Raw genomic sequence first — 24440 nt, 5'->3', positions numbered from 1 at the left:
CGCGGGTTCCTTCCCTGGAGGCTTCCGGACGCCGGCCTCGAGCCACGCCATCTCAGTAGACGGCCGGCATCCGAAACCCATCACAGGAGCGGTCATTCGATGTTCTGCCGTTGAACGGCTTCATTCGCCAGTTTAGCGGAAATTGGGCGACAGCATGGTTGCCTGAACAGGGAAGTTCGAAACCCTCTTGGTCCGCGAATCCCGCTGATTGCACGCTGCGGTGCGATATTCTGCAAGATAGCCACCCAACCAACGCCGATAGCCGCATTGCTCTCGACAAGAGCACTCCTGCCGCACACCACCTAGCTGGCAGACACTTGGCTGATCCCGGCATCGACCCAGGCACGCGTCTGCTCAAGCACTTCATCCGAGAGCGCGGGATCGTCGATCGCCCGGGCGAGGATTACTGCCCCCACCATCGCTGCCCAGCTTCCGATCGCCGCGCGGCGTCTGTCTGCCGGATCCAACTCCGGGAGCGCCTTGCCGATACGGTCGATCTGCGATCGTAGGCCTTCCGTCATGGCCGAGCGTGCAGCCTGGGTCTGATGGCGGATGGCTGCGGCAAGGCCCGCCGTCGGGCAACCGCCGGCGCAGTTGTCGCGATGCCGGGGCGAAAGATAGGAACCTACATAAGCGCGAAGATCGCCCCCTCCGCCTGAGTCCGCGGCGAGGACGTGGGCAAGGGTCTGCGCGATCAGGTCGTCCTTCGAACTGAAATGGCCATAGAAGCCGCCATGGGTGAGCCCGGCGGCCTTCATCACTTCCGCCACGCTGACCGCGTCGAACCCCTTCTCGCGAAACAGCCGGCTGGCCGCATCCAATATCCGGTGACGGTTCTCCGCCATCTGCTCTCGACTGACCTTCATTTCAAAATTCTCCGTCGGCCCCGTTGACATTTACATGATGCCCATCATATTTAGCCGCAATCATGATGATCGTCATGAATATAGGTTCCATCAGAGAAAAGAGCAATGCCATGACCACCATTCCATCAGTCCTCATCACCGGCGCCTCCACGGGCATCGGAGCTTCCTATGCCGAACGGTTCGCCCGCCGCGGACACGACCTCGTGCTGGTTGCCCGTGACGTGGCACGAATGGAGGCACTGGGAGCCCGGCTCCGTCAGGAAACTGGCGTTGCGATCGACATCGTCCAGGCTGATCTTACGCAGCCTGCCGAGCTTGCAACGGTAGAGACGAGGCTGCGCGATGACGCCCGCATCGGGATTCTCGTCAACAATGCCGGAACAGCCATCGGCGGAAGCTTCATCGAGCAGAGTACCAATGACGTCGCCCGGCTCGTTGCGCTCAACACGACCGCGCTTCTGCGACTTGCCAGCGCCATCGCCCCGCGACTTGCGAAGGCGGGTGCAGGGGCGATCGTCAACATCGGTTCCGTGGTCGGGCTGGCGCCGGAGTTCGGCATGACGGTCTACGGCGCAACCAAAGCCTTCGTGCTGTTTCTGTCGCAGGGGCTCAGCCTCGAGCTTGAGCCGAAGGGCGTCTACGTCCAAGCCGTGCTGCCCGCCACGACGCGAACCGAGATCTGGGGCCACGTCGGCGCCGACATCAACACGCTCTCCAACGTGATGGAGGTGGACGATCTGGTTGACGCGGCGCTGGTCGGCTTCGACCGCCGCGAACCGGTGACCATCCCGCCGCTTCCCGATGCCGGGCAGTGGGACGCGCTTCAGGCCGCGCGCCAGGCCATGCTTCCGAACTATCGGAACGAACATCCCGCCGAGCGGTACCGCAAGGTCGCCTGAGCACCAACGAATCCATTTGATAACGACCTCGTCGCGGCGGGGACAAACAAGGTGACCTATGACCAACAAAGCACTTTTTGAGCCTTATTCTCTCGGCTCGCTGACGCTGTCCAATCGTATCGTCATGGCGCCCCTCACGCGCAATCGCGCTGGCCCGGGCTTCGTTCCGGGCGATCTTGCCGCCGAGTATTACGGCCAGCGGGCCTCCGCCGGCCTGCTGATCTCTGAGGCCACGCAGATCTCGCGGCAGGGACAAGGTTACCAGGACACGCCTGGCATCTATTCTCAGGCTCAGATCGACGGCTGGCGAAAGGTCACGACCGCGGTGCACGCCAAGGACGCGCGGATTTTCCTGCAGCTCTGGCATGTTGGCCGCGTCTCGCACGTCGATCTGCAGGAGAACGGCGCCGCGCCCGTCGCGCCCTCGGCAATCCGGGCCGCGACCAAGACGTTCGTGAACAACGGCTTTGTCGAGGTTTCGGCGCCCCGCGCGCTGGCGCTCGACGAGCTTGCGGGGATCGTCAACGATTTCCGGCAAGCAGCCGCGAACGCCATTGAGGCCGGCTTCGATGGCGTCGAGATTCATGGCGCCAACGGCTATCTGCTGGACCAGTTCGCCAAGGACGGTGCCAATGTCCGCACGGATGCTTATGGCGGATCGGTCGAGAACCGCGCCCGGCTGATGCTGGAGGTTGCGACTGCGGTGGTCGAGGAGATCGGCGCAGAGCGCACCGGCATCCGGATTTCGCCCGTCTCGCCCGCCAACGGCGTCTCGAGCAGCGCCCCCCAGGCGCAGTTCGACTATATCGTCGATCAACTCGATGCTTTGGGCATCGTCTATATCCATGTCGTCGAGGGCGCCACGGGCGGATCGCGCGATGTCGCGCCGTTCGACTTCGGATCGCTCCGCCGGCGCTTCAACAATACCTATATCGCCAATAACGGCTATGACCTCGAACTCGCGGCGTCGCGGCTCGCCGAGGGCAAGGCGGACCTCTTCGCCTTCGGGCGCCCGTTCATCGCCAATCCCGACCTTGTGGAACGGCTGAAGACGCGCACGCCGCTGACGGAGTTCAACTCGGCGACGCTCTATGGCGGCGGCTCCGCTGGCTATACCGACTATCCCGCGATCGCCGCCTCAAGCCGCCCATGAGCTATCGGAGGGCGGCGCCTGCGAGGCAGCCATCCCACGTGACAGCAGCGCCTCAGGGCATCTCTCTGGCGCTCCGCTCGAACTGGTGTCCAAACCCAGGGATTCAGGAGGGCCATGGAGGGCTATAGCATAGACGTTAGCTCCTCTGGTCCGCCCAGGACCAGCCAGGCGAGATTCGTAGCACGTCGTACGTTCGCTTTACAGGCGCAAGCGGACCCGTTCACCGTGATTTCGACTGTCGTGAATGGGTCAATCCTTCCGGTTCACGAACAGGAAGGATGCGCCATATCGCGACATGGTGCTTCTCCAAACCTGCCGTTCGCGCTCGGCCGAATTCACGCCCATGACCTCTTGCAGACGGTCAGACTAGTTCTGTGCAAGGGCCGACTGAAACTCCTTGGTGTTGTTGCGATTGGGATAGGACTGGTCCGGTACTGCCACGCCAAGATGCAGGCAGAGCGGCTCCCATCCGTCGCCCAGATTGTGGACCAGCAGTCGACCCGGCGTACTGTCGCAATGATCGCCGTTACATTGGCTTCGTAGACGGCTATGGCATTGGCGCGATCGTGCGGCCGGCCGCCGAAGACCTGCCTGGAGACCAACGCAAGACCCAGTGACTCCTGATCCGTGCTCTGGCTGATAGCTGCCAGGATCGTTTTCTCGAAGCTTTTCCACCAGCTTCCGGCGATCGGTATGTCAGGATGACCAGGGCGTCCGGATAGAAGTCAATCAGGTCACGCCAATAGTGCGCCGAGGGCGAGTCGATGCAGGACGCGTAGCCCGCAAACAGCTGGTTCCAGTCTGGTGCCGCGCCCTTCGCTAGCGAACGCCAAAGCCGTTTCTGGTCCTCATTGGCCATGACTTCGAACATGTGGTGACAGGGGCCGAAGCCAAGAATCGTCAGCGCCTCACGCATCGAATCCGTCCCCGTCCGACCGAAGCCCGCTCCGATTACCCTTATCGTCATTGTTCCCCCGTTCAGGCCCACAGCCGTCAGATCAGTCTTTCGCGAGCACCATCCGCAGTCGGTTTCCCTCAGGGTCGGAGAGGTCCAGTGCCCCGTCAGTTTGCAGCGAGGGCACGTGCGCATCCTCGAGACGTCGCGCGACGCCCGCAAAGTCTTCCTGGGTGGGAAGCACGACGGTAAAATGCTCCAGACCTGCCGCGCCGAGTGGTGGCTCCTTCAGCTCGTCGCGAGCCCAGATGTTGAACGCCACCATGTGTGGGCGTTCCTCGGTGCCGCAGTCGAACAAGCCAAACGTTGCAGACTGGATATGTGGCCTGAAGCCAAGCACGCCGAGGTAGAACGCCATCAGCGTTTCGGGCGACCGCGCGCGCATATGAATGTGACCGATGATGGAATCCGCCGCCAGCGGGACTTTGACACGGTCCGCCGGGTCGAGCTCCTGCAGCAATCGATCGATATCGAGAGGTTCGAGCCCGGAATGTCTCGTGCCGTCCTTGGCGACAAGCAAAACACCGCCGCCAGCCATCTCTTCCCTGGAGGCCAGGCGCTCGGGCGTGTCGAAGCAGATCTCGATTCCGTTGCCTGAAGCGTCGGAAACGTAAAGGGATTCCGAGATCAGATGATCCTGAGCGCTGTGCCTCAGGCCGGAGGCACGCAGCTGGGCGGCGACTCGGGCCAATTCCTTGCGGGTCGTGACGTGGATGGCGACATGAAAAAGATCGCGGGACTTTGACGGCAGGACGGTTGTTGCCCCGGCGTGCAGCGCAATAAGGGTCTTGCCGTCGACGCCGAGTTCGGCGATCCCGCCGTCCCTGGTCAGGGTCGAGAGGCCGACCACGTCACGCCAGACCGGTAAGGCGGCGGGAATGTCGACGACGCGCAGATGAACCGGGCCGAGACGGGTGGTGTTGGCCAGAATTTCTTGACTCTTCATCGGCCGTTGTCTCCCTGCAGCGCTGGAACATTAGCTGCGAAAGATATGCCTGTCTGGCGCCTAGTTCGGGTCGACCGTTCCCGGCGCGTATTCGCCTGTGGTAGCCGGGCCGTTGGGTCACCAAAGGTAACTATTTGAGCAAACTAGCCGACCCAGGCCCGTAGCAGTAATTGCGCAAGAGATCATCGATTCAAGGCAGCGGGATCGGCTTGTCACTGAGTGTGCGCAAGTAGGCGATCAGGTTGACCCGTTCGGTCTCGTCCGGGACACCAGGCGTCTCCATCTTAACGCCCGGTGTGGTGAGCATAGGCCCGAAGAGATATCTGTTCAGGTCCTCGTACGTCCATACACCCTCCCAGCCCAGCAAGGCGTCGGAGTAACGCATATTTGCCATAGATGCCTTGTCGCGGCCGACGACGCTCCACAAGTTCGGTCCTATTTTGTTCCCTCCCTTTGGCTCCGCGTTGTGGCAACGGTTACACGCGCGGGTGAAGGTGGTTCGGCCTTTCTCGACATCGGCAGAAGCCAACTTCATTGAGACCGGAGCTGGTGTTGGCAAGACCACGCCGTGGGATATGAGATAGTCGGCAATTTCGCGTTGCCCCTGGCGTTTTGCCAGATGGAGTGGTGTCTTGCCGTCCATTGCCTTCGCATTCACGTCTGCGCCGGCCTCGACCAGTGCCTTCACGCAGTCGAGACAACCGAGAGTGACGGCGACATGAAGAGCGGATTCGCCGCCACGGTCGGACTTTGGATCTGCGTCATGCTCCAGCAAAAGATTTAACAGATCGATCTTGCCTACCCCTACAGCCGCCATCAGCGGGGGACCCCAAGTCGTCTGGGCGTTGACGTCCGCGCCACGTTCTATGAGCAGTTTTGCCGCTTCTATGTGGCCCATCATGACCGCAAAATAGAGCGGCGTTGCGTCTCCATCGCTCTCATCGACGCCGGCACCTGCATCGAGCGCTGCCGTGATCGCCCCGACGTCGCCCTCTTTCGCGGCGTCGTGAATGTCGGCCGCATGCGATATAATCGGGATGTGTAGAAGCAGTAGCGGAATGAAGAGCAAGAACCCGCGCATTTAACATCTCCTAAGGCAAGCCGGAGGACGCGGCACGATTTCAAGGCGGCAAAGTTTACCTCAAAATCCTTGATGCTACCACGCCCATCTGTTGCCTAAACAGATTGTGGAATCCCTTAAGAGAATGAGAGTTTTCAAGACCGGCTACCTCGCTGGCTGTCTCGCAACGGGCGGTGAGGTCCCATCCGGGTCACGACCAAGCGCTGGCCAAGTTGGCCGAAGCAAACGCACCCATGGACCGGCTCGCGCGGCATCAGTAGGCCACCCTCACGCCCGCCTTCGCATCGGCGCGATGTGCGGCGGATTATGCGGTCCATAAATCCACTGATAACCTGCTCTCATTAAGCGGTGCAATGCTCATGCCGCTTCGTGGCACGGCTTAACTTATTCGTTCGGCGTACGGCGGGAGAATGGCCATTGACAGCAAACGGTTATGAAAGGAACGACGGGCCGGAGCCTGATCGGGTTCCTCCGCTGGGCCTGGGCGGCTCCGCTGCTCTGTTCGGCGCGGGTGCTCTGCTGCTGTTCCTGACAACGCGGGTAGCCGTCCCGGCGTTCGTCTCCGCCACCGGGGCAGAGCCTGTGGTGATGTGGTTCCTGGCCGCAAGCATCGTCCTTTTTGGCCCCCTGCTTCTCACGGCTGCCCTGCTGTTGTATCGGGAACGGCGTCTGCCGGGTTCGTTGGGCGCGCGGCTGTGGCTTCGCCTGATGAATGGCGGCGACTGGCTCTGGGCAATTGGAGGGCTGGCGGCTGTCGGCGTGCTGACCGGCGGCATCGGCGCCGCGCTCCTGATGCTGCAAGACGGGAAGACTCTTCATCCCTCGTTCATGGCTTTCGAGCCGCTCGGTCCTGGGCGGTACTGGATTCTCGGCGCGTGGCTGCCGTTTTTTGTACTGAACGTCATTGGGGAAGAGTTTGTCTGGCGGGGTGTCGCACTGCCGCGGCAAGAGGTTGCCTTCGGGGAGCGGGCTTGGCTGGTCAATGGGAACTGTGGTTGCTGTTCCACGCTGCCTTCCCCTGGCAAGTCCTGTTGACGCTCGTGCCGATCACGTTGCTCCTGCCCTATGTCGTCCAGCGGCGTCGCAGCACACGGGCCGGGATCGTTATCCATGCCGGGTTCGGAGCAATGGGCTTCCTGGTCCTAGCATTCGGGCTTGCCTAAGTGTCCTCACAGCGCCGAACCATCCGCTGCAGCAGACGGCGGCAGCGATCTTGGTATCTCGGAGTTCAGCCGCCGGTCCACGGCCGATATCTTCGTTTCAGCGGCCTGGCCAGAGAGATTTCTGCCTACTCCATCAATTTGGGATATAGTCCGGGGAACAGAGCAGCCCCCCGCAGCCGAAGAGGAGAAGGGGCGTGGATATCGCGGCATGGCTCCTGAGCCTCGGCCTGCAGCAATACGAGCCGGCTTTTCGCGAAAACGACATTGAAGCTGATACGCTTCCCCAGCTCACCGCCGACGATCTCGTGGCGCTCGGGGTCATATCGATCGGCCACCGCCGCAAGCTGCTCGCCGCCATCGCCGCCCTGCGCGCGACTTCGGATACAGCGGTTACCTCGACCACGCGATCCCTGGCGGCGATCTCAGGGGCAGCCACGCCGCTTCCAGACGCTGAGCGGCGGCAGCTAACGGTCATGTTCGTTGACGCCGTCGGCTCGACGGCACTCGCAGCCCGCCTGGACCCCGAGGACATGCGCGAGGTGATCGGGACCTACCATCGCTGCGTCGCGGAGACTGTTGGTCGCTATGGCGGCTTCGTCGCAAAGTATATGGGGGACGGTGTACTGGTCTATTTCGGCTGGCCACAAGCTGATGAGGCCGATGCCGAGCGCGCCGTGCGCGCTGCTTTGGCTACGCTGGAGGAGGTCGGCCAGGCCGCCCCGGCCGGCGAACGGGTTACCGCACGCATCGGCATAGCCAGTGGCCTCGCCGTCGTCGGCGACCTGCTGGGCGCCGGCGCCGCACAGGAGCAGACGGTGATAGGCGAGACCCCAAACCTCGCCGCGCGCCTACAATCGCTCGCTGATCCTGGCTGCGCATTGATCGACGCAGAAACACGGCGGCGCATCGGCGGCTTGTTCGAGTACCGCGAGCTTGGCGACTTTGATCTCAAAGGCCTGCCTGGCCCTGTGCGCGCGTGGCTGGTGCTGGGCGAAGCCTTGGTTGAGAGCCGGTTCGCGGCAATGCATGCGGCTTCCCTCTCGCCGCTGGTCGGGCGCGATGACGAGCTCGGCCTGTTGCTGCGCCGCTGGCAGCAAGCAAAAGATCGTGAAGGGCAGGTGGTGCTCATCTCCGGCGAGCCCGGCATCGGCAAGTCCCGCCTGATCGCTGCGCTCGAGGAGCGCGTGGCCGGGGAGGCGCATCTCAAACTCAAGTACTTCTGCTCGCCGCATCACCGCGACAGCGCACTGCAGCCCATAATCGCACGCTGGCAGAACGACGCCGGCTTCGTGCGCAGCGAGTCTGCGGGCGCACGGCTTGACAAGCTGGAAGCCCTGCTTCTCCCACTCGGCGCCACCCTGGAAGAGGTGGCGCTCGTCGCCGAGTTGCTCAGCGTGCCGGGCGGAGAGCGTTATCCGCCACTAGCTCTCAGTCCGGAGCGCAAGAAGGAGCAGACCTTCGGAGCGTTGAACCGGATTCTGGACGAAAAGGCACGTCGGTCCCCCGTGCTGATCCTGTTCGAGGACGCGCATTGGGCCGACCCAAGTTCGCTTGAGCTGTTGGACAGGTTAATCATGCGTCTAGCCGCATTGCCAGTGATGGTGATCATTTCCTTTCGGCCAGAGTTTCAGGCGCCTTGGGTCGGCCAAACCAGCGTGACCTTGATTGCGCTGAGCCGGCTCGGCAATCGCCAGGCAACGGCGCTCGCAAGCCAGGTTGTCGTCGGTCAGGCGCTACCGGCTGGGATGCTGGAGCGGATTGTGGCGCAGACCGATGGGGTGCCTCTGTTCATCGAGGAATTGACCAAGGCCGTGCTGGAGCGCGCCAGTCAGCCCGATATCGCGGGCTCGCTTTCGGTGCCGAGCACCTTGCAGGCTTCACTGGTGGCACGGTTGGATCGGTTGCCGTTCGCAAAACAGGCGGCGCAGATCGGCGCGGTTATCGGCCGAGAGTTTAGCCATGAGCTGCTGGCCGCGGTGGCGAGAATTCCCGAGGCGGCATTGACGCAAGGATTGGACCAGCTCGTGAGCGCCGGTCTCGCCTTCCGTCGCGGCACCTCGGCCGAAGCTACTTACTCCTTCAAGCACGCTCTCGTTCAGGATGCCGCCTATGTGAGCCTGCTGCGTAGCACACGACAGAAGTTGCACTCGCGGATCGCCAAGGTGCTGGAAGAGCGGTGGCCGGACGTGGTCGAAACCCAGCCTGAGCTGCTTGCCCATCACTTCACCCAAGCCGGCTTGATGGAGCGCGCCGTCGATTACTGGCAGCGGGCTGGCGAACGCGCGTTCCGGCGCTCGGCAGCTGCGGAAGCCACAGGCCATCTTGCCAAGAGCATCGAACTCTTGCGAACCTTGCCGGAAGACCGCGCTCAAGCGGAGCGCGAGCTGCATCTCCAGACGATGCTCGGCCAGGCGTGCATCGCCCGCCACGGCTACGCCGCGTCTGAAACCGCTGCCGCTTTCGCCCGCGCCCGGGATCTGGTCGAGGCCATAGGCGACGTGTCACAACAATTCCCCGTGCTGTATGGGTTCTGGGCTGTCCAATACGTCCGGATGGCGGTTCGAGAGCAGCAGAACCTCGCCCGACATATTCTCGCGTTGGCCGAGCAGCACCCCGACCCGGAGCGACTATGCGTAGCGCACCGGATTTGCGGGGCGACCAACGAAATGACGGGCGAGTTGCCCGCCGCCCGGGAGCACCTCGAGCAAGCTATTGCGCTGTACGACCCGGAGCGGCACGGTTCCACAGCCTTTACCTTCGGACAAGACCTTGGGGTTGCCGTGCTGTCGCACCTGGTTTGGGTGCTGTGGCTGCTGGGCTACCCCGATCAAGCATCTCGCCGGCAAGCCGAAGCACTGGCGTTGGCGCGCCGTGTTGGCCACAAGAACACGCTAGGGTTTGCCCTGATGTACAGCGCGATGGCGGGTGCCTATGGCCACAACGCTGGAGTGGCCGCTGAGCACTCCGCATCCTTGCTGGAATTGGCCCGGGAGCAGAAATTTGATCTGTGGCGCGCCGGCGCGACGGTGGTCAATGGCTGGGCCACTGCTCGCCAAGGGCACGGAGCAGTCGGCATTGCGGCGATCGAGCGCGGTCTCGCGGAGTGGACGGGCAGCGGCGCAGAATGGATGCGACCATTCTTTCTCAGCCTGCTTGCCGACGCCTGCGCACTCTCCGGTGACGTGCTACGGGCGCTCGGGGAATTGGATGAGGCTAAGGCGGCGGTCGAGCGGACGGGGCAGCGCTGGCCGGACGCCGAACTGCATCGATTGCGAGGGCAGTTCCTGACAGCTTTGCCGGACGGCGGAAGACCAGGCGAGGCAAGCGCCGCGTTTCAGAGTGCGATCCAGATCGGCGGCGTCAATCCGCAAAGTTCTGGGAGCTACGTGCTGCCACCAGCCTCGCCCGACTCTGGCGCGATGAGGGCAAGCATGCCGACGCCCGCGATCTGCTCGCGCCGGTGTATGCTTGGTTCACCGATGGCTTTGAGACACCCGACCTCAAAGAGGCCAGGGCGCTGCTCGACACCTTGAGGTGAATAGAGATCCACGCTACTCTCGTGCGGCTTCCTGAGCCAGAAAGCGTCGGACGAACCGCGGCGCGTTGCCATCCCATCTGCCGCGGGTGGAAGGATCGTCGACATCGAGGACCATGCCTGCCCACGCTGCCGCAATGGCTTGCATCGGATCGGCGAGGACGTGAGAGAGCGGCTCGACTCGGTCCGGCGCAGCTGCGTGTAATCGTGTGCGCCGGCCTAATATGCCTGCCCCGCGGCCATTCTGCGTGCCTGCCTGCGGCGCAGCGATCAGGATGAGATTCAGCATCAATCAAGATGAGACTCGGCGGAGGTGGTGTGACGCAGTGAGGCGTAGCCCGAACGGAGTTACACCACCTCCGCGACGCCCACTGCCGACGTCTGTTGAGCGCGGTTGGCTGAAGTACCTTGGCGATTTTCTGAGAATGGAGAATCACCTTTGTGCCACGCCGTCATGTAACCGACCATCAGACGGCTCTTTATGAAGTTACGACAGGAACACACGACCGAGATTGCCGCGGCCAAGGCGTCGATCAGCAGAGCGACGGCCTATCGCATCAAAAAGCATCCGGACCTGCCATCGCAAAAGCAAAAGGCTCGCGGCCGGCGACGGCCTGGCCCTCTCGAGCACATCTTCGATGCCGAGGTCCTTCCCCTTTTGAAGGCGGCGCCAGGCATCCCTGCTGTCGCCATCTACGAAGGAATACTACGGCGGCAGTGCCGAGCAGGCAGGGATGTTACTCCGCGCGCGCCGGACCTGAGAGCCGTCTCATCGGACCTCTCTAATCCGACCAGACGAAGTGGGAACAATGTCACCGTTCGGCAGTTCTTCTCCGTCCACTAAGGAGATTTGAAATGTCAGAGGCGCGAGAATGGCTTGCCCAATGGCTTAGAGATGCTCATGCCATGGAAGAGCAGGCCGAAACGATGTTGAACGGGCAGTTGAGCCGTATCGAGAATTATCCCGAGCTCAGCGACCGAATCCGACTGCACCTTGATGAAACGAGGCAGCAGGCTGCTCGGTTGAAAATCTGCCTCGACCGAATGGATGAGGGTTCATCCACGATGAAGGATGCTGGCGGCAAGCTGACGGCGATGGCGCAATCGTTGAGCGGCATCTTCGCCGGCGACGAGGTGATGAAGGGATCACTCGCGAGTTACACTTTCGAGCACATGGAAATCGCCTCCTACACGATCCTGATTGCCGCCGCTGAATCGCTGGGCGAAAGCGAGGTCGCGCGGGCTTGCGACGAGAACTTGCGAGAGGAGGTCGCGATGGCGGAATGGTTGAAGGACCATCTTCCCTCGACAACCGAGCAGTTCCTCGCGAGGGCCGAAACGGAAAGCGATAGCGCGAAGCGCTGATGAGCTTGCAGGGTACGCGCCGCTTCTGAATCCTTCCGAGGAACCCTGATGCGCCCGTCGGCCGAGATATTCATCTGGCGCTCGGTTGCCGAGAAAACATCGCCGCCGCCGCAGCGCCGTCTTGGCGCCGGCTTGGGACCCCGGCGATGATGGCGCCCGGAACACACAGCTTCAGATCCTCGAAGCGCATGCCCCTGACTCAACTATGGCGCGGGGAATAGCTTGGCGACGTGGTGGCGGTTGCCACGACCGCAGAAGCCCCTGATCGCGGGAAGGAAGCTCGCTGTCAGCCGGCGTCCGCGATTTGGAGGTGGCGAAACGAGATGCCCCATGGCGAACTGCAGTGAGCAAGTAAAGGCTTGCCTAATGACGTCGTGATTGCATCGTCTGAGGCTGCCAAGTCTGACCCGGCGTGCGAGCTCACTATCCAGACACCGCGCCACGCCATGCAGGTCAAAGCATACCGTCCATTCGTCTCCAAAACTTCCCTGTAACCCCGGGACAGCCACCAAAGATGTGGGAACATCGGGATAGATCCGACTTACGGGTCCGCACCTTAACTGATCGAGGGCGCTGCCAAGTGTAGGTAGATAGCACGGCTGTGCCCATCGGCGCTAACCCGAAGGGGCACCGGGGCCTTCGGGGGAGCGAGTTATCCGATCCCCAGACAGCATTCCCAGGGAACAACTCTGGCCCTCGGATGGTTCGGTCCTATGGTCGCATGCAGGCTCGTCGATGGTTGAGGTCGACAAAAGGAAACAGAAGGTTATCGCCGACCTTGTACGACGGTGGATCAGGGCAGAAGCCATCCGCAACTACCTTCGCAAGGCGCTAAATCTTCCGGTAGAACAGGAGCTACCGGATCACCACAGGTCATTGCTCGACCAAATCGATCGGGCCGACAAAGAGTGAGTACGTGTTGGTCGTGAACTCACCAAATAAAGTCCAGGACGTTTTGTCAAAAGCGTACGTGGCCAGACACATCGCCCCCATCGGCTTATAGTTACTTTTCCGAACGGGAGGCTGTCATGCTACCATTGCCCCACGCCGGCGAGTCAGAAGTACTTGCCGAGATCAATAAATTGCTAGACCATCACGCCGGGGCAACGCCGGTGCCGGTTCACAAACTCGCGGCGATTATCCGGCTGCGCCTAAAGAGCCATCTCTCCGTCGCGACTATCGAGGGGCTGATCGTAGACGAGGCCGGATGTCGCCAATTGCCTATGCTCTTTGAAATGCCGGGAACAGATGCGACTGTCGTTTCATCTGCTCTGGGCCGCGCGCCTTGAAGGTTAGGCGATCTGGCATTGGGCAGTAGGAGAGGGAGCCCGCCGCCTCGGAGGGATTGGCGACGGACCCCGGCAGTGGCTGCACCGAGACGGATCGACCGCTGCGAGTCTTTAACCGGCGAGGGCCTGCATTGTTCCCCCAATGCGTGTGGCGCTAGCATCGAGCATGCAATCGACGATCGCCTGAAAGCCGGGCTCCATCGCCTCCTGGCAATCGATCTCGCGGTCGGCATATTCGCGCTGTCGTCTTGGCGCTGCAGGCTGGACGCGAAGAGAAATGATGCGGCCCCTCTAGAGGCTCATCGCTGCCGACAAATGACGCAGAGGGACCACGCCGAGGTCGCGGCGCAGCTCGCCATCGCGCGCGCCATCCCATGCGGCGGTCGGCCTTGACGTCGGGCGGGTAGGCGCCAGATGGCGCCGAATGAAGCGCATCCGAACCAACAACATCGCCACGGGGTACAAGGGCGAGACGCATGACGGCCCCGCCGACGACGAGTCCAAACATTCATTTACTGCCCGGTTTGCGGGCAGACATTCGACGCGCGCGACCTGGGACAGGTGTTTCACCATGCAGAGCCTGTGCACCATCCAGTTCCAGTGGAACAGTAGAACTCTCCAGCAAGGCTGCTCGGGACGCGCGGCCATTGCGTACGGGACTGGGCACCGTTGGATCGAACATGGCGACCCCGCTCGACGTCGCGGCTCAAGGCTGCCAGGGGGTAGTGAGGAGCGACCCGAGGAATTTTCGTCGATCTCCGCAGGGAAACCCATTCGCCGCTCACGTTCAACGACTCTGTCTTGGAACGACACCGCGATTTCATACCGAGCGGCGACACCGGTGAGCCGTCCTGGTAGGAGGCCCGGCCCCGTCGTGCCAGAGCCTGTGGGGAGTGAAGCGACCCTGGCCCCGAGACATGGGGATGCCGGCTTGCCGATCAAGCGGGCATACTCTGCCTCCGGCTGCCCATACGACCCGTTTGCCAAGGAGATGAGGGCAGCTCGGTCGCGGACGATGACCTCGCCACGATTTGACCTGATGAGGCCGCGGCCTTCCGGCATTTGAAGTGCCACGGCGTTATGCAAGCTTCCGCTGGAAAGAACCATGCAAGGCGAGCGCAGCACCGCCCTGATCGCGTGAAGCTGGTCATCGAGCACAGGGCTGCGAGTTAGCCGACGAGCGTGGCTGTTTCTATGTAACCAAACCACCTGCGCCGCGTTTCGTTCAACGCGATCGCGACACTTCGGTCACGGCGCAAAATTCGGCAGGTCAGGAGGCCATCGTGGTGGCGCGAAGTTCGCCGAGTCGTAGTGAATTATGGGACTGTCTCATCATCGGCGGCGGCCCGGCCGGCCTGTTGGCCGCAACGTATCTGGGACGTTTTCTGCGTCGCGTGATTGTCATCGACTCTGGCGAAAGCCGGGCGAAGTGGATTCCCGAAAGTCACAATTGTCCGGGTTTCCCAGATGGCATTTCTGGCGTCGATCTTCTCACGCGCATGAGGGAGCAAGCCGTGCGGTATGGCGCGGAGCTGGTCGACGATATGGTGCTAGACGTCTGCCTTGACGGGACAGACTTCCTTGTCGCCGCGAGCTCTCGTATTCGAGCTCGCTCGGTGCTTGTGGCCACCGGAATCGTCGACACACTGCCAGATATTTCGGAAATCGCGGCTATGATCGAAGCCGGTTCCCTGCGGCTATGCCCAATTTGCGACGCATATGAGCTTATCGGCAAGCGGGTGGCCGTGTTCGGTCCGGCCGACGATGCGATGAAGAAAGCGCTGTTCCTGCGAACGTACACCCAAGACGTCACCATGCTGGTGACCAGTGCGGTCACGGCATTGGACTACGACGCTGGCGCATTGCTAAGAAGGGCTGAAGTCAAAGTAGAGGCATGCATGCCCGGCTCGCTGCACTCCAAAGGTGGAGCCAGTGTCAGGCTCATCAACGGGGATGTGCGCGTCTTCGACACCATCTACCCCGCGATGGGCTGCACCATACGCTCGAAACTGGCTATCGACCTGGGTGCGAAATGTGATGAGGTCGGCAACGTGGTCGTCGACTCGCATCAGCGAACCGCCATTGCTGGCCTCTATGCCGCTGGCGACATCGTCAACGAGATCAACCAGCTCGCGGTCGCATTCGGGCACGCCGCGGTCGCTGCAACCGACATTCACAACTACCTGTGCGAAAGCGACGGCGAGCGCCCACCGCGCGGTTGACCCGCAGGCATCACAGCTGGTCGTTGTTCCTTGGTCTCTCCAGCGCGCCAATTCGAAAAACGACCGGACGTCTATTTCGCCGTGGGCATTGTTGGCCGCCTGGAGCAACCGGATCGGAGGCCAGGCGGCGTCACGATTGGCGGGAGACATCGTTCTCGTCGCCAGAGAATTCTTTTGGGGTGGAAGGGCTGATCTCGCCGCCGGCGACTTTGGCGAGCAGCATCCCCAAGGTCAGGCGCGCTCGTTCATGGCTGCGCCGGCAAAAATATTCTCAAGAAGCTCGATAATAGAGACGCCAAGTATCAGAGCATCATGCGATCCCTCGATAGCGAAATGGCTGGCGGAGCGGGAAGTGAATTGAACCAGGGGGTGACCCACGAACTTAGAGTGACGTGCAGCGACACGTCTCAAGGAACCTTTCCGGCGTTGCGCGCTTGTTGAGCATGCGTTTCACAACCCCGTGAACGACAACAGAAAAATGCTGGAACCAAAAGGAAATCCGCCCTGGCGAAAGAAAAGACATTGGACGATCTCTTCCTCGATACGCCCAAGATATCTTACGCGGAAAAGAAGATCCTGAAGGCGCTTCCCAAGATGGCGCGCGCCGCATCATCGGCCGATCTGAAGGCAGCCTTCGAGAAGCACAAGGACGAAACCGAAGGTCATGTCGTGCGCCTGCAGCAGGTTTTCGAGCTCCTTGGCAAGCGGGCACAGGGCAAGACGTGTCCCGCGATCGACGGCATCATCGAGGAGGGCGAGGAGATTATGGAGGAGTTCAAGGGAACTCCCGCACTGGACGCCGGTCTGATCTCCGCTGCCCAGGCCGTCGAGCACTACGAGATCACCCGCTATGGCACGCTGAAGCGCTGGGCCGAGGTCTTGGGCATGAGCGACGCAGCCAAACTGCTCGACCAGACGCTCGCGGAGGAATCCATGACGGACGAGGCATTGACGGGTCTCGCGGATGCTTCCGCCAACGAAATGGCCAAGGCCGCCTGATCACACACCAGCCACCCCAACATGTTGGGTTGGCTGTTTTACTTCCAGCATCCGTTCTTTCGATAGGAGACAATCATGGGTCGAGGCATTCTACTCTGGCTGCTCGGAGTTCCTATTCCGATCATTATCCTTCTCGCGGTGTTCATGCGGTAGGAGGAATTCATGGCATCAACCATCCTGGCGACGGACGTCGCCGCGCCGGTCGAGTCCTCGTCATCCGCAGTCAACTGGGGACCGATCATCGCCGGCGCCTTCGCTGCCTCGAGCCTGACGTTCATCCTGATGCTTCTCGGGTCCGGCCTCGTGTCTCCATGGTCCAACGAGAGCGCCAGCGTGACGACCTTTGCCATGTCCACCGCGATCTGGCTGGTCATCGTTCAATGGCTGTCATCGGGTCTGGGCGGCTATCTGACCGGGCGCCTTCGCACCAAATGGGTCGGCGTTCACAGCGATGATACCTTCTTCCGGGATACCCACACGGCTTTATGGCTTGGGCACTCGCCACGCTGCTGGTTGTGTTCGTGCTCGGCTCGACCCTGTCCGCGGCAATCGGCACCGGCGTTCAGGCGGCCTCGACAGTGGCCTCGGGAGTAGCAATGGGTGCCTCGGCAGGCGCGACCGCAAACGCCGGGAACGACGGAGGCAGCGACGCGACGTCGTATTTCGTCGATGCGCTGTTCCGCCCGACCGATCTTTCCAGGCTGGCGGCGCCGGCCGCGGAGGGCGATGCGACAGCAGCCGCACAAGCTTCCCGCATCCTCATTACGAGTGCGGCGGCCGGCGAAGTCTCGGCCGACGACAAGACTTATCTAGGCCAACTCGTGGCCGCTCGCACTGGCCTGTCGCAAGCGGATGCTACTGCCCGGGTTGATGCGGTGCTTGCTCAGGTCGAGGCGGCCAAAGTCCGAGCACAGGAAGCAGCCGACACAGCTAAAAAAGCCGGCGCCACCTTCGCGCTGGTTGGCGCGCTTTCTCTCATCATCGGTGCTTTCATCGCCAGCGCAGCGGCTGCGTTAGGCGGCAAGCAGCGCGACGACGAAGAAGACGCGCTCTATCTCACAGCTAGTCGAGGCTGAAGACGTCTACTCCCGGCCGGCCCAGATGGTCGGCCGGACTCCATCTCCCCGCGCTCTCTTGTTCTTGTGCGTGCAGCAACGATATTGCTGCAAGCGCGTTGCACAGATTGCCGTCCATTCCGGGCGTCAGAACAGGGACGGCCCCATTGCGAAAAATCTCCGATACGATCGCCCACCTGGCCGCGCTGCAGGCGCGACATGCCGCACATCCCGCCGACCTCGGTGCGTCAGACCATCTCCGGACGCTGGCCGAGTTCGGTACCAATCCCGGCGGGCTGGGAGCGAAGTTCTACATTCCCAATGACCTATCCAAGGGCGCCACGCTCGTCGTCGTGCTGCATGGCTGCACACAGAACGCGGCCGGCTATAACCATCATTCCGGCTGGTCCCAACTCGCCGACGAGGCTGGCTTTGCGCTGCTCTTTCCCGAACAGCAACGCGGCAACAATCCGAACCTCTGTTTCAACTGGTTCCAGCATGGCGACACCAAGCGTGGTTCGGGAGAGGCGCTTTCGGTTCGCCAGATGATCGAGACGATGGTCGTCACCCACGGTCTCGACCGAAAGCGCATCTTCATCACGGGCCTTTCGGCCGGAGGCGCAATGGCGGCGGCCATGCTGGCTACCTATCCGGAAGTGTTTGCCGGCGGTGCGATCATTGCCGGTCTGCCCTACGGCAGCGCAGCGACCATCCCGGAGGCCTTCGATCGCATGCGCGGCCACGGCGGTCCTTCGGAACAGGATCTGCAACGGGCCCTCCGCGGCGCATCGGATCATCGGGGACCGTGGCCGAGGATTTCGATTTGGCACGGTGCCGCTGACCACACGGTTTCGCCTTCCAACGCGGAAGCGATCGCAGGCCAATGGCGGGGAGCCCACCGGCTTGAAAAAGTGACGCGTCAGGAAGCTGCCGGCCCGCACGCAAAGCAGGTCTGGCGTGACGGCGCGGGAGAGGCCTTGATCGAAATCAACATGATCGCCGGGATGGGCCACGGCACGCCGGTCGGCGACGGCGTCGGCGCTCCAGGACCTTATATGCTTGATGTCGGCATCGCCTCCACACGGGAGATCGCGCAGTTCTGGGGCATCGCGGCAACGGAGGAAAGCGCCTCCCGGAAATCGAGGCCGCAAGTCCCCGCCAGCCAACGGCCACCCCAGTCACCGGCGCCAGCTATGGAAAATGCGAAGACGAAGCCCCGACAGTCGACTGCCATCCATCAGTTCCCGCGTCACCCGGAATCGGGCCAACCCGGCGTGAAGAAGATTATCGAGGATGCCCTGCGGGCAGCGGGCCTGATGCGCTAGGCGGGCGGCGCAAATCGCTCGCCGACTGTCTCGCCGGCCCGCGAAGGTCAAGCGGGTCCGACCAAGCAAGGGAACGCGTTGTTCTTTGGAATCGTTGACCGCTTTTCAGCAAGCAGTCGCATGCACCTCGTCCAGATCCTGCTTCCCCATCGACTACCGAGCGGCTGCCTTCGGCCGGGTCTTTATCAAGACGGTTTTTCCTAGACATGGCACTTTCTCCGTTGAGAAATCGCCAACTCGGCATGAGGAGCAAAGTCCCTCGATTGGGCGGCTTTCCGCTTCTGCCCTTCCCGCTGGCGATACCGTGCCCCAGTCGGACTAAGCCGCCGGGCGCTCAGGCGGGCAGAGGCCCGTCTTCCTCTGCTTTTCGATCGGCCTCCGCCGCTTCCATTTCAAGCCGCGCCAAATGGGCCTGGATCTCCTCGGGCTCGGCGTGCTCTAGCCCGACGACATTGTTCCTCGTTTCCTGCAGTGCAACGATGATCTCATCAAGTTTTGCATGAATAGCAGCGGTGTCGCGATAACCCTGGATCAGGACGACACCGGTAATCACAATCGCAGCTACTGAAAGCGCATAGGTGACTACGTTTGTTAGCCCGAAAGGAACCATCGCCGTGCAAGCAACCATCGCGGCGATCATCAAATAGAAGCCAGGCGGCCGGGACAGAAAGTCGGCAACCGCAAAGAGAAATCGGTTCATGCGAATCCCCAGCAAACAATCTATTACGATTGGGGCGGGATTTTACATTTTCGTCAATGCTCCGGGGGCTATGAGCCGGACGGGCTTGAATGATACCGGCTGACGATCAGTCTTCGAAGCAACGGCGAAAAGCGCCATGACGGGTTTGAGATGGATGGACTCTTTAACGGTTCTCAGCAACCTTCCGCCCCCAGGGATCGCACCATACGCGCCACAATCGGATCGTACGGGATTTTTTCATCGCTGCTGTAATTTATGGTAAAGAGCGCGGCACGGTCGTTGCAGACCGCAATGGCGCGGACATATCGGATGTGTTCGTTCTTGATCCCCGAGTAGCTGGCCCATCTCGGCGTGACGCGCCTATAGGTCAGTTTCCAGCCCCGCTTTTCATCCTCGACCATGCGGTGCTCGATCTCTGCGCGAAAACTGTGCTTGCCGAGCCTTGCGCCCCACACGGTAAGAAGGGCATCGTTTTCGCCCCGAAATTCCGCGCCCTGGTCCGAACGCTGCGTCAGGACAAAGCCAGGGGGAACATCGAATATGAAGCCAAACTGCCTGACGCCGAAGAGCTGCCACGCGTGCGCTTGGAGAAGCGTGCTGCAAAATAAAACCGAAACGAGGCTCAACAGAAAACGTGCCATTGGCATTAAATTAGCGTCGCGTCATATACCGTCCAGACCGGACAAGATTGGCGACAAAGAAAAAGTCGCAGACGACTTGCCGCTGATGTCAGCCTCGTGCACGACTGAAACCCGGGAGACCACCCTTGAAATTCTTAAGGGTTGATCACTTGGGACGACACTTCAAGCCGGGCTCCTATCAAGCACGGCGGCGGGAGATGTTGGCATAGCGCCGGGGGCGGACTGGCAGGTCTCGGGGACGTTATGCACTTCGATCCAGGCGGTCGATCTCATCGGGCGTTCGCCCCCGCCGCTCGCGATAGCGTGGCAGCGACCATCCCTTCTGCAACGCCATGCCGCGCACGAGCAGCCCGGCAATGAGACCTGCCCCGAGCACGACCTCGCGACTTAAGCCGATATTCGTGAGCACAACAAAGACCATCGCCCCAGCAAGCGCTGCCGTGACATAGACTTCACGGGAAAGCACTATTGGACTTTCATTGCCCAGCACGTCACGAAAGATTCCGCCGGCACTCCCATTGCCACCGCCACCACCGCGCCTAAGCCTGCAAGCAAAGCGCGCTCCGCACCCGTGACAGCGAAGAGCGCCAAACCGAGGGCATCGAGCCACAGGAGCCAGCGGTAGCGACTCTGCGGGATGTGAGCGGTGAAAAACACTGCGCATGATACGATGACGCATGCGAGAAGAATGGCGGGCTCCCGCACCCAGAAAACGGGGCTCAAGCCCAGAAGAAGGTCGCGCAGCGTGCCACCGCCGATGCCCGTCACCGTGCCGAGCAGGACGAAGCCGACTACGTCCAATTTGCTTGCTCGAGGCGACCAGCGCGCCCAAGATCGCAAAAACGATTAAGCCCAGCCAGTCGAGAAGTGCGGCGGCTGTGTCGAAGAGCATAGGAATCTTCCGCTTGGGTTGGCGACCGCAGCGCGTCTTCCGCTGCTGCATACGCTCGACTACGCGTCAACACAGAACCATCGCGTTGACTCTATCGAGGTTTTCGGCGTATTTTACCGCTTGCCATAACCAACAAAAACCCTGCCGAAGCGGGGCTTTGTCGTACAGCCGTGGCGGCGAGATGGTTAGGCGCCTCGATCCGGGCGCCCTCGCCGATCTCTTTTAGCATAGCCTCTGCTTTGGCCTTGTCCTTCGTGGTCAGCACGGTGCGCCAGTACGGCTTCTCGAAAAGGCTAACGATGTACGTCGTCGCAGGCTTGTCGTTCATCGCCCGTCCAGCCAATTTGCTATGCGGCTAATGTAGATCCAAGCACAAAAAGCTCGCCCATTCGTTCGCATGTTTCGCTTCGAATTGACTTGAGCGCATCTATTCGTCAGCCGGCCAGTCCACCATTTTCTCGCCGGTTAGGCCCGGCGGCCGAGCCCCAACGACGCGGGCCGCTGTGTCATAGTTCGCAACATGGGAGGAAAGCGGTGCCCAGACCCCAACGCGCTGCCTGTGATAATCCAGAGGGCTATGACGGCCTTTTGGAAACCCGAATTGAAGTGGTAGAAGTCCACGGCGAGTGGTCGGTGCACGTAGTCGAGGAAGACGAAGAACGCATCTACGCATTCGTGCTGGAATCCTTCGCCCTAGCCTTCGCGGAGGGCCAGAGGATGCGCCTGAAACTCGCTGATATTGTGCGGCATTAGCGCTGCGTTTGGGTGGCGTCCTTTGCCTCGCTGTAGGTGTTCTACCTACCCGACATCGGCGCCGCATGCGGCCGCTCGTAGTCGGCCGGCCTGCCGTTCAGCAGATTGATCGCCCGCTTTATATCCCCGTGCAGCCGGTCGATCACGTCCCAATGCTCATGAAATGGCTTGAGCGACAACTGCGCGTCGCGGAGTTCTACCGTCAGAAGCCACGCCTGTGGTTCAATTTTGGCGAGGTGATATTCGGAAACGGCTTCGTGTCGGCGAGGGTGCGGCATCCCGCAAAATAGGAATATATTCCGCATCCCGTCAAGGCACATAGACTTCGTCCCGCCCTCAGCGCATGCTCGAGATCGGCGAGCTGAAGGGCAACATGGACGCGATCAACGCAGCCCGACGAACGGGCGGCTGTGTTGCACTCTGTAAGCCGTTCCAACGATAAAAATTGTCGGGTTGCTCCCCGCCCTCGCGACTGCGGAGTGGTCGTTTCATCGATTGACTCGCGTAATGCACCGGCAGTTAATCTCCCCGCCAGGGCAAAAGAGGGGCTATGAAACTGGGAGCAAACGATGACTGTCCAAAAAGAAGACTATCGAACCAACAGAGCCGACTACGCCATAGCTGCGATGCATAGCCGAGCGACCGCTGAGGGCGATCGTGACGATTTGGTGGCGAGGAAAAAGTCCCTGTGGGTAACAGATCGGCGATCTGCAAAATTGGCTGCAAACCCGTCCGAAAGCTCGCCAGAACCCAAGGCAAAACCGCGCGGTAAGTGAATCGGACGCCAGCCACTTTCTTACCGCCGCGTACTTCGTTCGCATGGTTCGATTATATTAGAGGTATCTAAAATACCAACCAGCCAGTCGAGCATTCCCTAAAGGCTCGCTGGTCAGGCCCAGCGGCCGCCCCCTAACCCAAGCTGCTGGGCCGCCCGCTAAGGAAGTGCGTTGTATCACTGATACGGTCGTCGGTGACCCCCTCCGTACCGCGGCCGTGATCGCAACCACGTCACCGATGCCAAGGCCCCGCATCGGTACCACTCAAACGAATGGCAATTTTCTGTCTGGATGCGTTTAGTATCCATTCTCCGGAGACCCGCGCATGGGCTCGCGTGGGAGACAAGTGACTCCCCTTTAAAGGCATCGAGATGCTACGAGCGCTGAAAAGTCAGTTCCTTAGACCTAAGGATCGGGCGATTTGCCAGCGGGCTGTCGACCAGATAACCGCCGACGCTAAATGGTACAGCACTTCGATAGTCAGATTCTGGCCTCGACCACGCTGAATCTCTTTCAATCAGGGGTCGTAAACGAAACGAATTTGCTGGCACATGTTCGCGCGCGGCGCCACGACTTCACTAAACTGACAGGCTAGCTCCACCCGGGCGGAAACAGCGCGTTTCAGCAAATCGTGAATTGACTGCATCCATGAAAGCCGGTTGGCGGCACGGCGAGGTGATGCGGTCGCTCCGTCGCCTGATCGCAGCCGACAACATGACGCAAAAGGAAAATGCCAAGGTCGAAGCGCAGCTCGCCATCGCGCGTGCGATGATGCGTGCGGGCCGGCCTTGACGATCGCCAGACCGGCGCCAGACGGCGGCGCACTGGCGCTCGGCGGCGTCATCGTGGTGAATTTGAGACGCTGATTCAGCTGCTCCCCGCAAGCTGATTGCGATCGAGACAACTTTACCGGCTCGCGAAACGGACCCTCCATATGCTGCCTCTAGGTTAGTCCCAGCTAAATGAAGGGGGCTTCCATGCGTGTGACGTTTTGGCGTTCAGAACGCGGCAACCTCGCCGTGGTGTTTGCGTTGGTCTTGCCAGTCGTGCTTTTGGGCGTCGGAGTGGCGATAGACTTTGCGCGCGTGAGCCGAACTGCCCAACAGTTGCAGGAGGGAGCCGACTCCACGGCCCTTCAGTTGGCCGTGGCAAGCGCGAACAGCAGCGATATGACGTCGGAACAGCGTCAGGAGAACGTTGATACTTTCGCCAGCCCCACCTTTGTGGCCACGCGAAGTCCCTATAGTGGTGACGCCCACCACACGGTTGGATCAACCAATCCCACAATCGTGACGGTTGTATTGCACCAACCGCAGGAATTGGCCTTCTCGGCAATCCTTGGCGTCGATAAACTTGATATTAGCCGAAGCGCAACCGCGATTGCCTATCCGCGATACCCAGTCTGTCTTCTCGTGTTAGATCGGTCCGCCTCGAACGCATGGTCGAATTCGGGGTCTTCGTCGATAAATGGCCAGAAATGCGTTGCGCAGGTGAATTCAAGATCGGGGTCTGCGCTAGCCACGAATGGCTCATCGTCCATCAGGACATTGGTGACGTCAGTCGTCGGCCCCTCCGGGCCGTCTGCCGGCTTCAACCCTCAACCGGTTTTCAATCAGAAAGAGCTGGCAGATCCCATTATCTCCCGACTGGTCTGGCCAACAGACAATGTCTGCACCTACAATAACCTGGTGATCAAAAACGCCACCGCAAATCTCGTTCCCGGCACTTTTTGTGGAGGGCTCACTCTATCGGTCGGAGCGGTGGTCAATCTTGCCGCGGGAACGTATGTTATCAGGACGGGAGGGCTTTCGCTCTCCTCCGGCGC

21 protein-coding genes and 4 pseudogenes are annotated in these 24440 nt (G+C 61.2%); 15 read left to right on the top strand and 10 right to left on the bottom strand.

Features of this window, described 5'->3' with window-relative positions:
- Positions 1–302 precede the first annotated feature (302 nt).
- Entirely contained in the window at positions 303–866 is a 564-nt protein-coding gene (locus NKJ32_RS31585; RefSeq protein ID WP_352622769.1) for a TetR/AcrR family transcriptional regulator, read from the bottom strand.
- A 110-nt stretch (positions 867–976) separates the two neighbouring features.
- Here NKJ32_RS31585 and NKJ32_RS31580 point away from each other — a divergent pair, with 110 nt between their 5' ends.
- Positions 977–1765, top strand: a complete 789-nt coding sequence (locus NKJ32_RS31580; protein WP_352572762.1) for an SDR family NAD(P)-dependent oxidoreductase — start codon at positions 977–979, stop codon at positions 1763–1765.
- A 58-nt stretch (positions 1766–1823) separates the two neighbouring features.
- The gene (locus tag NKJ32_RS31575) at positions 1824–2918 is read left to right on the top strand and encodes an alkene reductase (protein WP_352829968.1); all 1095 of its coding nucleotides are present in this window, start codon (positions 1824–1826) and stop codon (positions 2916–2918) included.
- Positions 2919–3284: 366 nt separating this feature from the next.
- Here the strand turns inward: NKJ32_RS31575 and NKJ32_RS31570 are convergent, their stop codons facing one another.
- From NKJ32_RS31570 to NKJ32_RS31555, 4 genes are all read right to left on the bottom strand, one after another.
- A complete protein-coding gene (locus NKJ32_RS31570) occupies positions 3285–3371 on the bottom strand; it encodes a hypothetical protein (protein ID WP_352625191.1) in 87 nt (28 codons plus the stop codon).
- A gap of 94 nt (positions 3372–3465) precedes the next feature.
- Positions 3466–3834 (bottom strand): sulfotransferase, encoded by a 369-nt coding sequence (locus tag NKJ32_RS31565; protein ID WP_352625188.1) that lies wholly within the window; start codon positions 3832–3834, stop codon positions 3466–3468.
- An 82-nt stretch (positions 3835–3916) separates the two neighbouring features.
- Complete coding sequence (locus NKJ32_RS31560; RefSeq protein ID WP_352592403.1) at positions 3917–4819, bottom strand: VOC family protein; 903 nt, start codon at positions 4817–4819, stop codon at positions 3917–3919.
- A 190-nt stretch (positions 4820–5009) separates the two neighbouring features.
- Positions 5010–5900, bottom strand: coding sequence for an ankyrin repeat domain-containing protein (locus NKJ32_RS31555; RefSeq protein ID WP_352592406.1), 891 nt, complete (start codon positions 5898–5900; stop codon positions 5010–5012).
- A gap of 417 nt (positions 5901–6317) precedes the next feature.
- Here NKJ32_RS31555 and NKJ32_RS31550 point away from each other — a divergent pair, with 417 nt between their 5' ends.
- The 8 genes and pseudogenes from NKJ32_RS31550 (at position 6318) to NKJ32_RS31515 (ending at position 16473) form a co-directional block, all read left to right on the top strand.
- Positions 6318–6935, top strand: a complete 618-nt coding sequence (locus NKJ32_RS31550) for a hypothetical protein (protein ID WP_352592408.1) — start codon at positions 6318–6320, stop codon at positions 6933–6935.
- 322 nt (positions 6936–7257) lie between these two features.
- Positions 7258–10596, top strand: a complete 3339-nt coding sequence (locus NKJ32_RS31545; protein WP_352829966.1) for an AAA family ATPase — start codon at positions 7258–7260, stop codon at positions 10594–10596.
- Positions 10597–10642: 46 nt separating this feature from the next.
- Positions 10643–10808: pseudogene (locus NKJ32_RS31540) on the top strand (IS66 family transposase zinc-finger binding domain-containing protein); the annotation flags it as partial.
- A 231-nt stretch (positions 10809–11039) separates the two neighbouring features.
- Positions 11040–11313: pseudogene (locus NKJ32_RS31535) on the top strand (IS21 family transposase); the annotation flags it as partial.
- A 140-nt stretch (positions 11314–11453) separates the two neighbouring features.
- Positions 11454–11963 (top strand): ferritin-like domain-containing protein, encoded by a 510-nt coding sequence (locus NKJ32_RS31530; protein ID WP_352625184.1) that lies wholly within the window; start codon positions 11454–11456, stop codon positions 11961–11963.
- Between the two features lie 1028 nt (positions 11964–12991).
- Positions 12992–13252, top strand: a complete 261-nt coding sequence (locus NKJ32_RS31525; RefSeq protein WP_352592414.1) for a hypothetical protein — start codon at positions 12992–12994, stop codon at positions 13250–13252.
- 1283 nt (positions 13253–14535) lie between these two features.
- Positions 14536–15474, top strand: coding sequence for an NAD(P)/FAD-dependent oxidoreductase (locus NKJ32_RS31520; protein ID WP_352625183.1), 939 nt, complete (start codon positions 14536–14538; stop codon positions 15472–15474).
- 504 nt (positions 15475–15978) lie between these two features.
- Positions 15979–16473 (top strand): YciE/YciF ferroxidase family protein, encoded by a 495-nt coding sequence (locus tag NKJ32_RS31515; RefSeq protein ID WP_352592666.1) that lies wholly within the window; start codon positions 15979–15981, stop codon positions 16471–16473.
- A gap of 38 nt (positions 16474–16511) precedes the next feature.
- Here the strand turns inward: NKJ32_RS31515 and NKJ32_RS31510 are convergent, their stop codons facing one another.
- Positions 16512–16847, bottom strand: a complete 336-nt coding sequence (locus NKJ32_RS31510; protein WP_352592688.1) for a hypothetical protein — start codon at positions 16845–16847, stop codon at positions 16512–16514.
- On the opposite strand from NKJ32_RS31510, the pseudogene NKJ32_RS31505 reads away from it, so the two are divergent.
- A pseudogene (locus NKJ32_RS31505) lies at positions 16756–17549 on the top strand (hypothetical protein). The gene NKJ32_RS31510 and the pseudogene NKJ32_RS31505 sit on opposite strands and share 92 nt — an antisense overlap.
- A 146-nt stretch (positions 17550–17695) precedes the next feature.
- Positions 17696–18853 (top strand): extracellular catalytic domain type 1 short-chain-length polyhydroxyalkanoate depolymerase, encoded by a 1158-nt coding sequence (locus NKJ32_RS31500; protein WP_352592420.1) that lies wholly within the window; start codon positions 17696–17698, stop codon positions 18851–18853.
- Between the two features lie 334 nt (positions 18854–19187).
- Here the strand turns inward: NKJ32_RS31500 and NKJ32_RS31495 are convergent, their stop codons facing one another.
- The 4 genes and pseudogenes from NKJ32_RS31495 to NKJ32_RS31480 form a co-directional block, all read right to left on the bottom strand.
- The gene (locus NKJ32_RS31495) at positions 19188–19553 is read right to left on the bottom strand and encodes a low affinity iron permease family protein (RefSeq protein WP_352592422.1); all 366 of its coding nucleotides are present in this window, start codon (positions 19551–19553) and stop codon (positions 19188–19190) included.
- 173 nt (positions 19554–19726) lie between these two features.
- A complete protein-coding gene (locus NKJ32_RS31490) occupies positions 19727–20194 on the bottom strand; it encodes a hypothetical protein (RefSeq protein WP_352625177.1) in 468 nt (155 codons plus the stop codon).
- A 241-nt stretch (positions 20195–20435) separates the two neighbouring features.
- Positions 20436–20962: pseudogene (locus NKJ32_RS31485) on the bottom strand (trimeric intracellular cation channel family protein).
- Positions 20963–21177: 215 nt separating this feature from the next.
- Positions 21178–21414: a hypothetical protein gene (locus NKJ32_RS31480; protein ID WP_352592428.1), complete on the bottom strand. Its 237-nt coding sequence runs from the start codon at positions 21412–21414 to the stop codon at positions 21178–21180.
- Between the two features lie 206 nt (positions 21415–21620).
- Between NKJ32_RS31480 and NKJ32_RS31475 the strand changes: the two genes are divergently transcribed.
- The 3 genes from NKJ32_RS31475 to NKJ32_RS31465 all read left to right on the top strand — a co-directional run.
- Entirely contained in the window at positions 21621–21839 is a 219-nt protein-coding gene (locus NKJ32_RS31475) for a hypothetical protein (RefSeq protein ID WP_352592430.1), read from the top strand.
- Between the two features lie 65 nt (positions 21840–21904).
- Entirely contained in the window at positions 21905–22129 is a 225-nt protein-coding gene (locus tag NKJ32_RS31470; RefSeq protein WP_352829964.1) for a hypothetical protein, read from the top strand.
- 1463 nt (positions 22130–23592) lie between these two features.
- The coding region (locus NKJ32_RS31465) for a pilus assembly protein TadG-related protein (RefSeq protein WP_352829963.1) at positions 23593–24440 on the top strand (848 nt) is incomplete at its 3' end.

Source organism: Mesorhizobium sp. M0159 (assembly GCF_040322295.1).
Classification (GTDB): Bacteria; Pseudomonadota; Alphaproteobacteria; order Rhizobiales; family Rhizobiaceae; genus Mesorhizobium.
The sequence above is the reverse complement of the archived record's forward strand: the minus strand, read 5'-3'. Positions and strand labels throughout refer to the sequence as shown.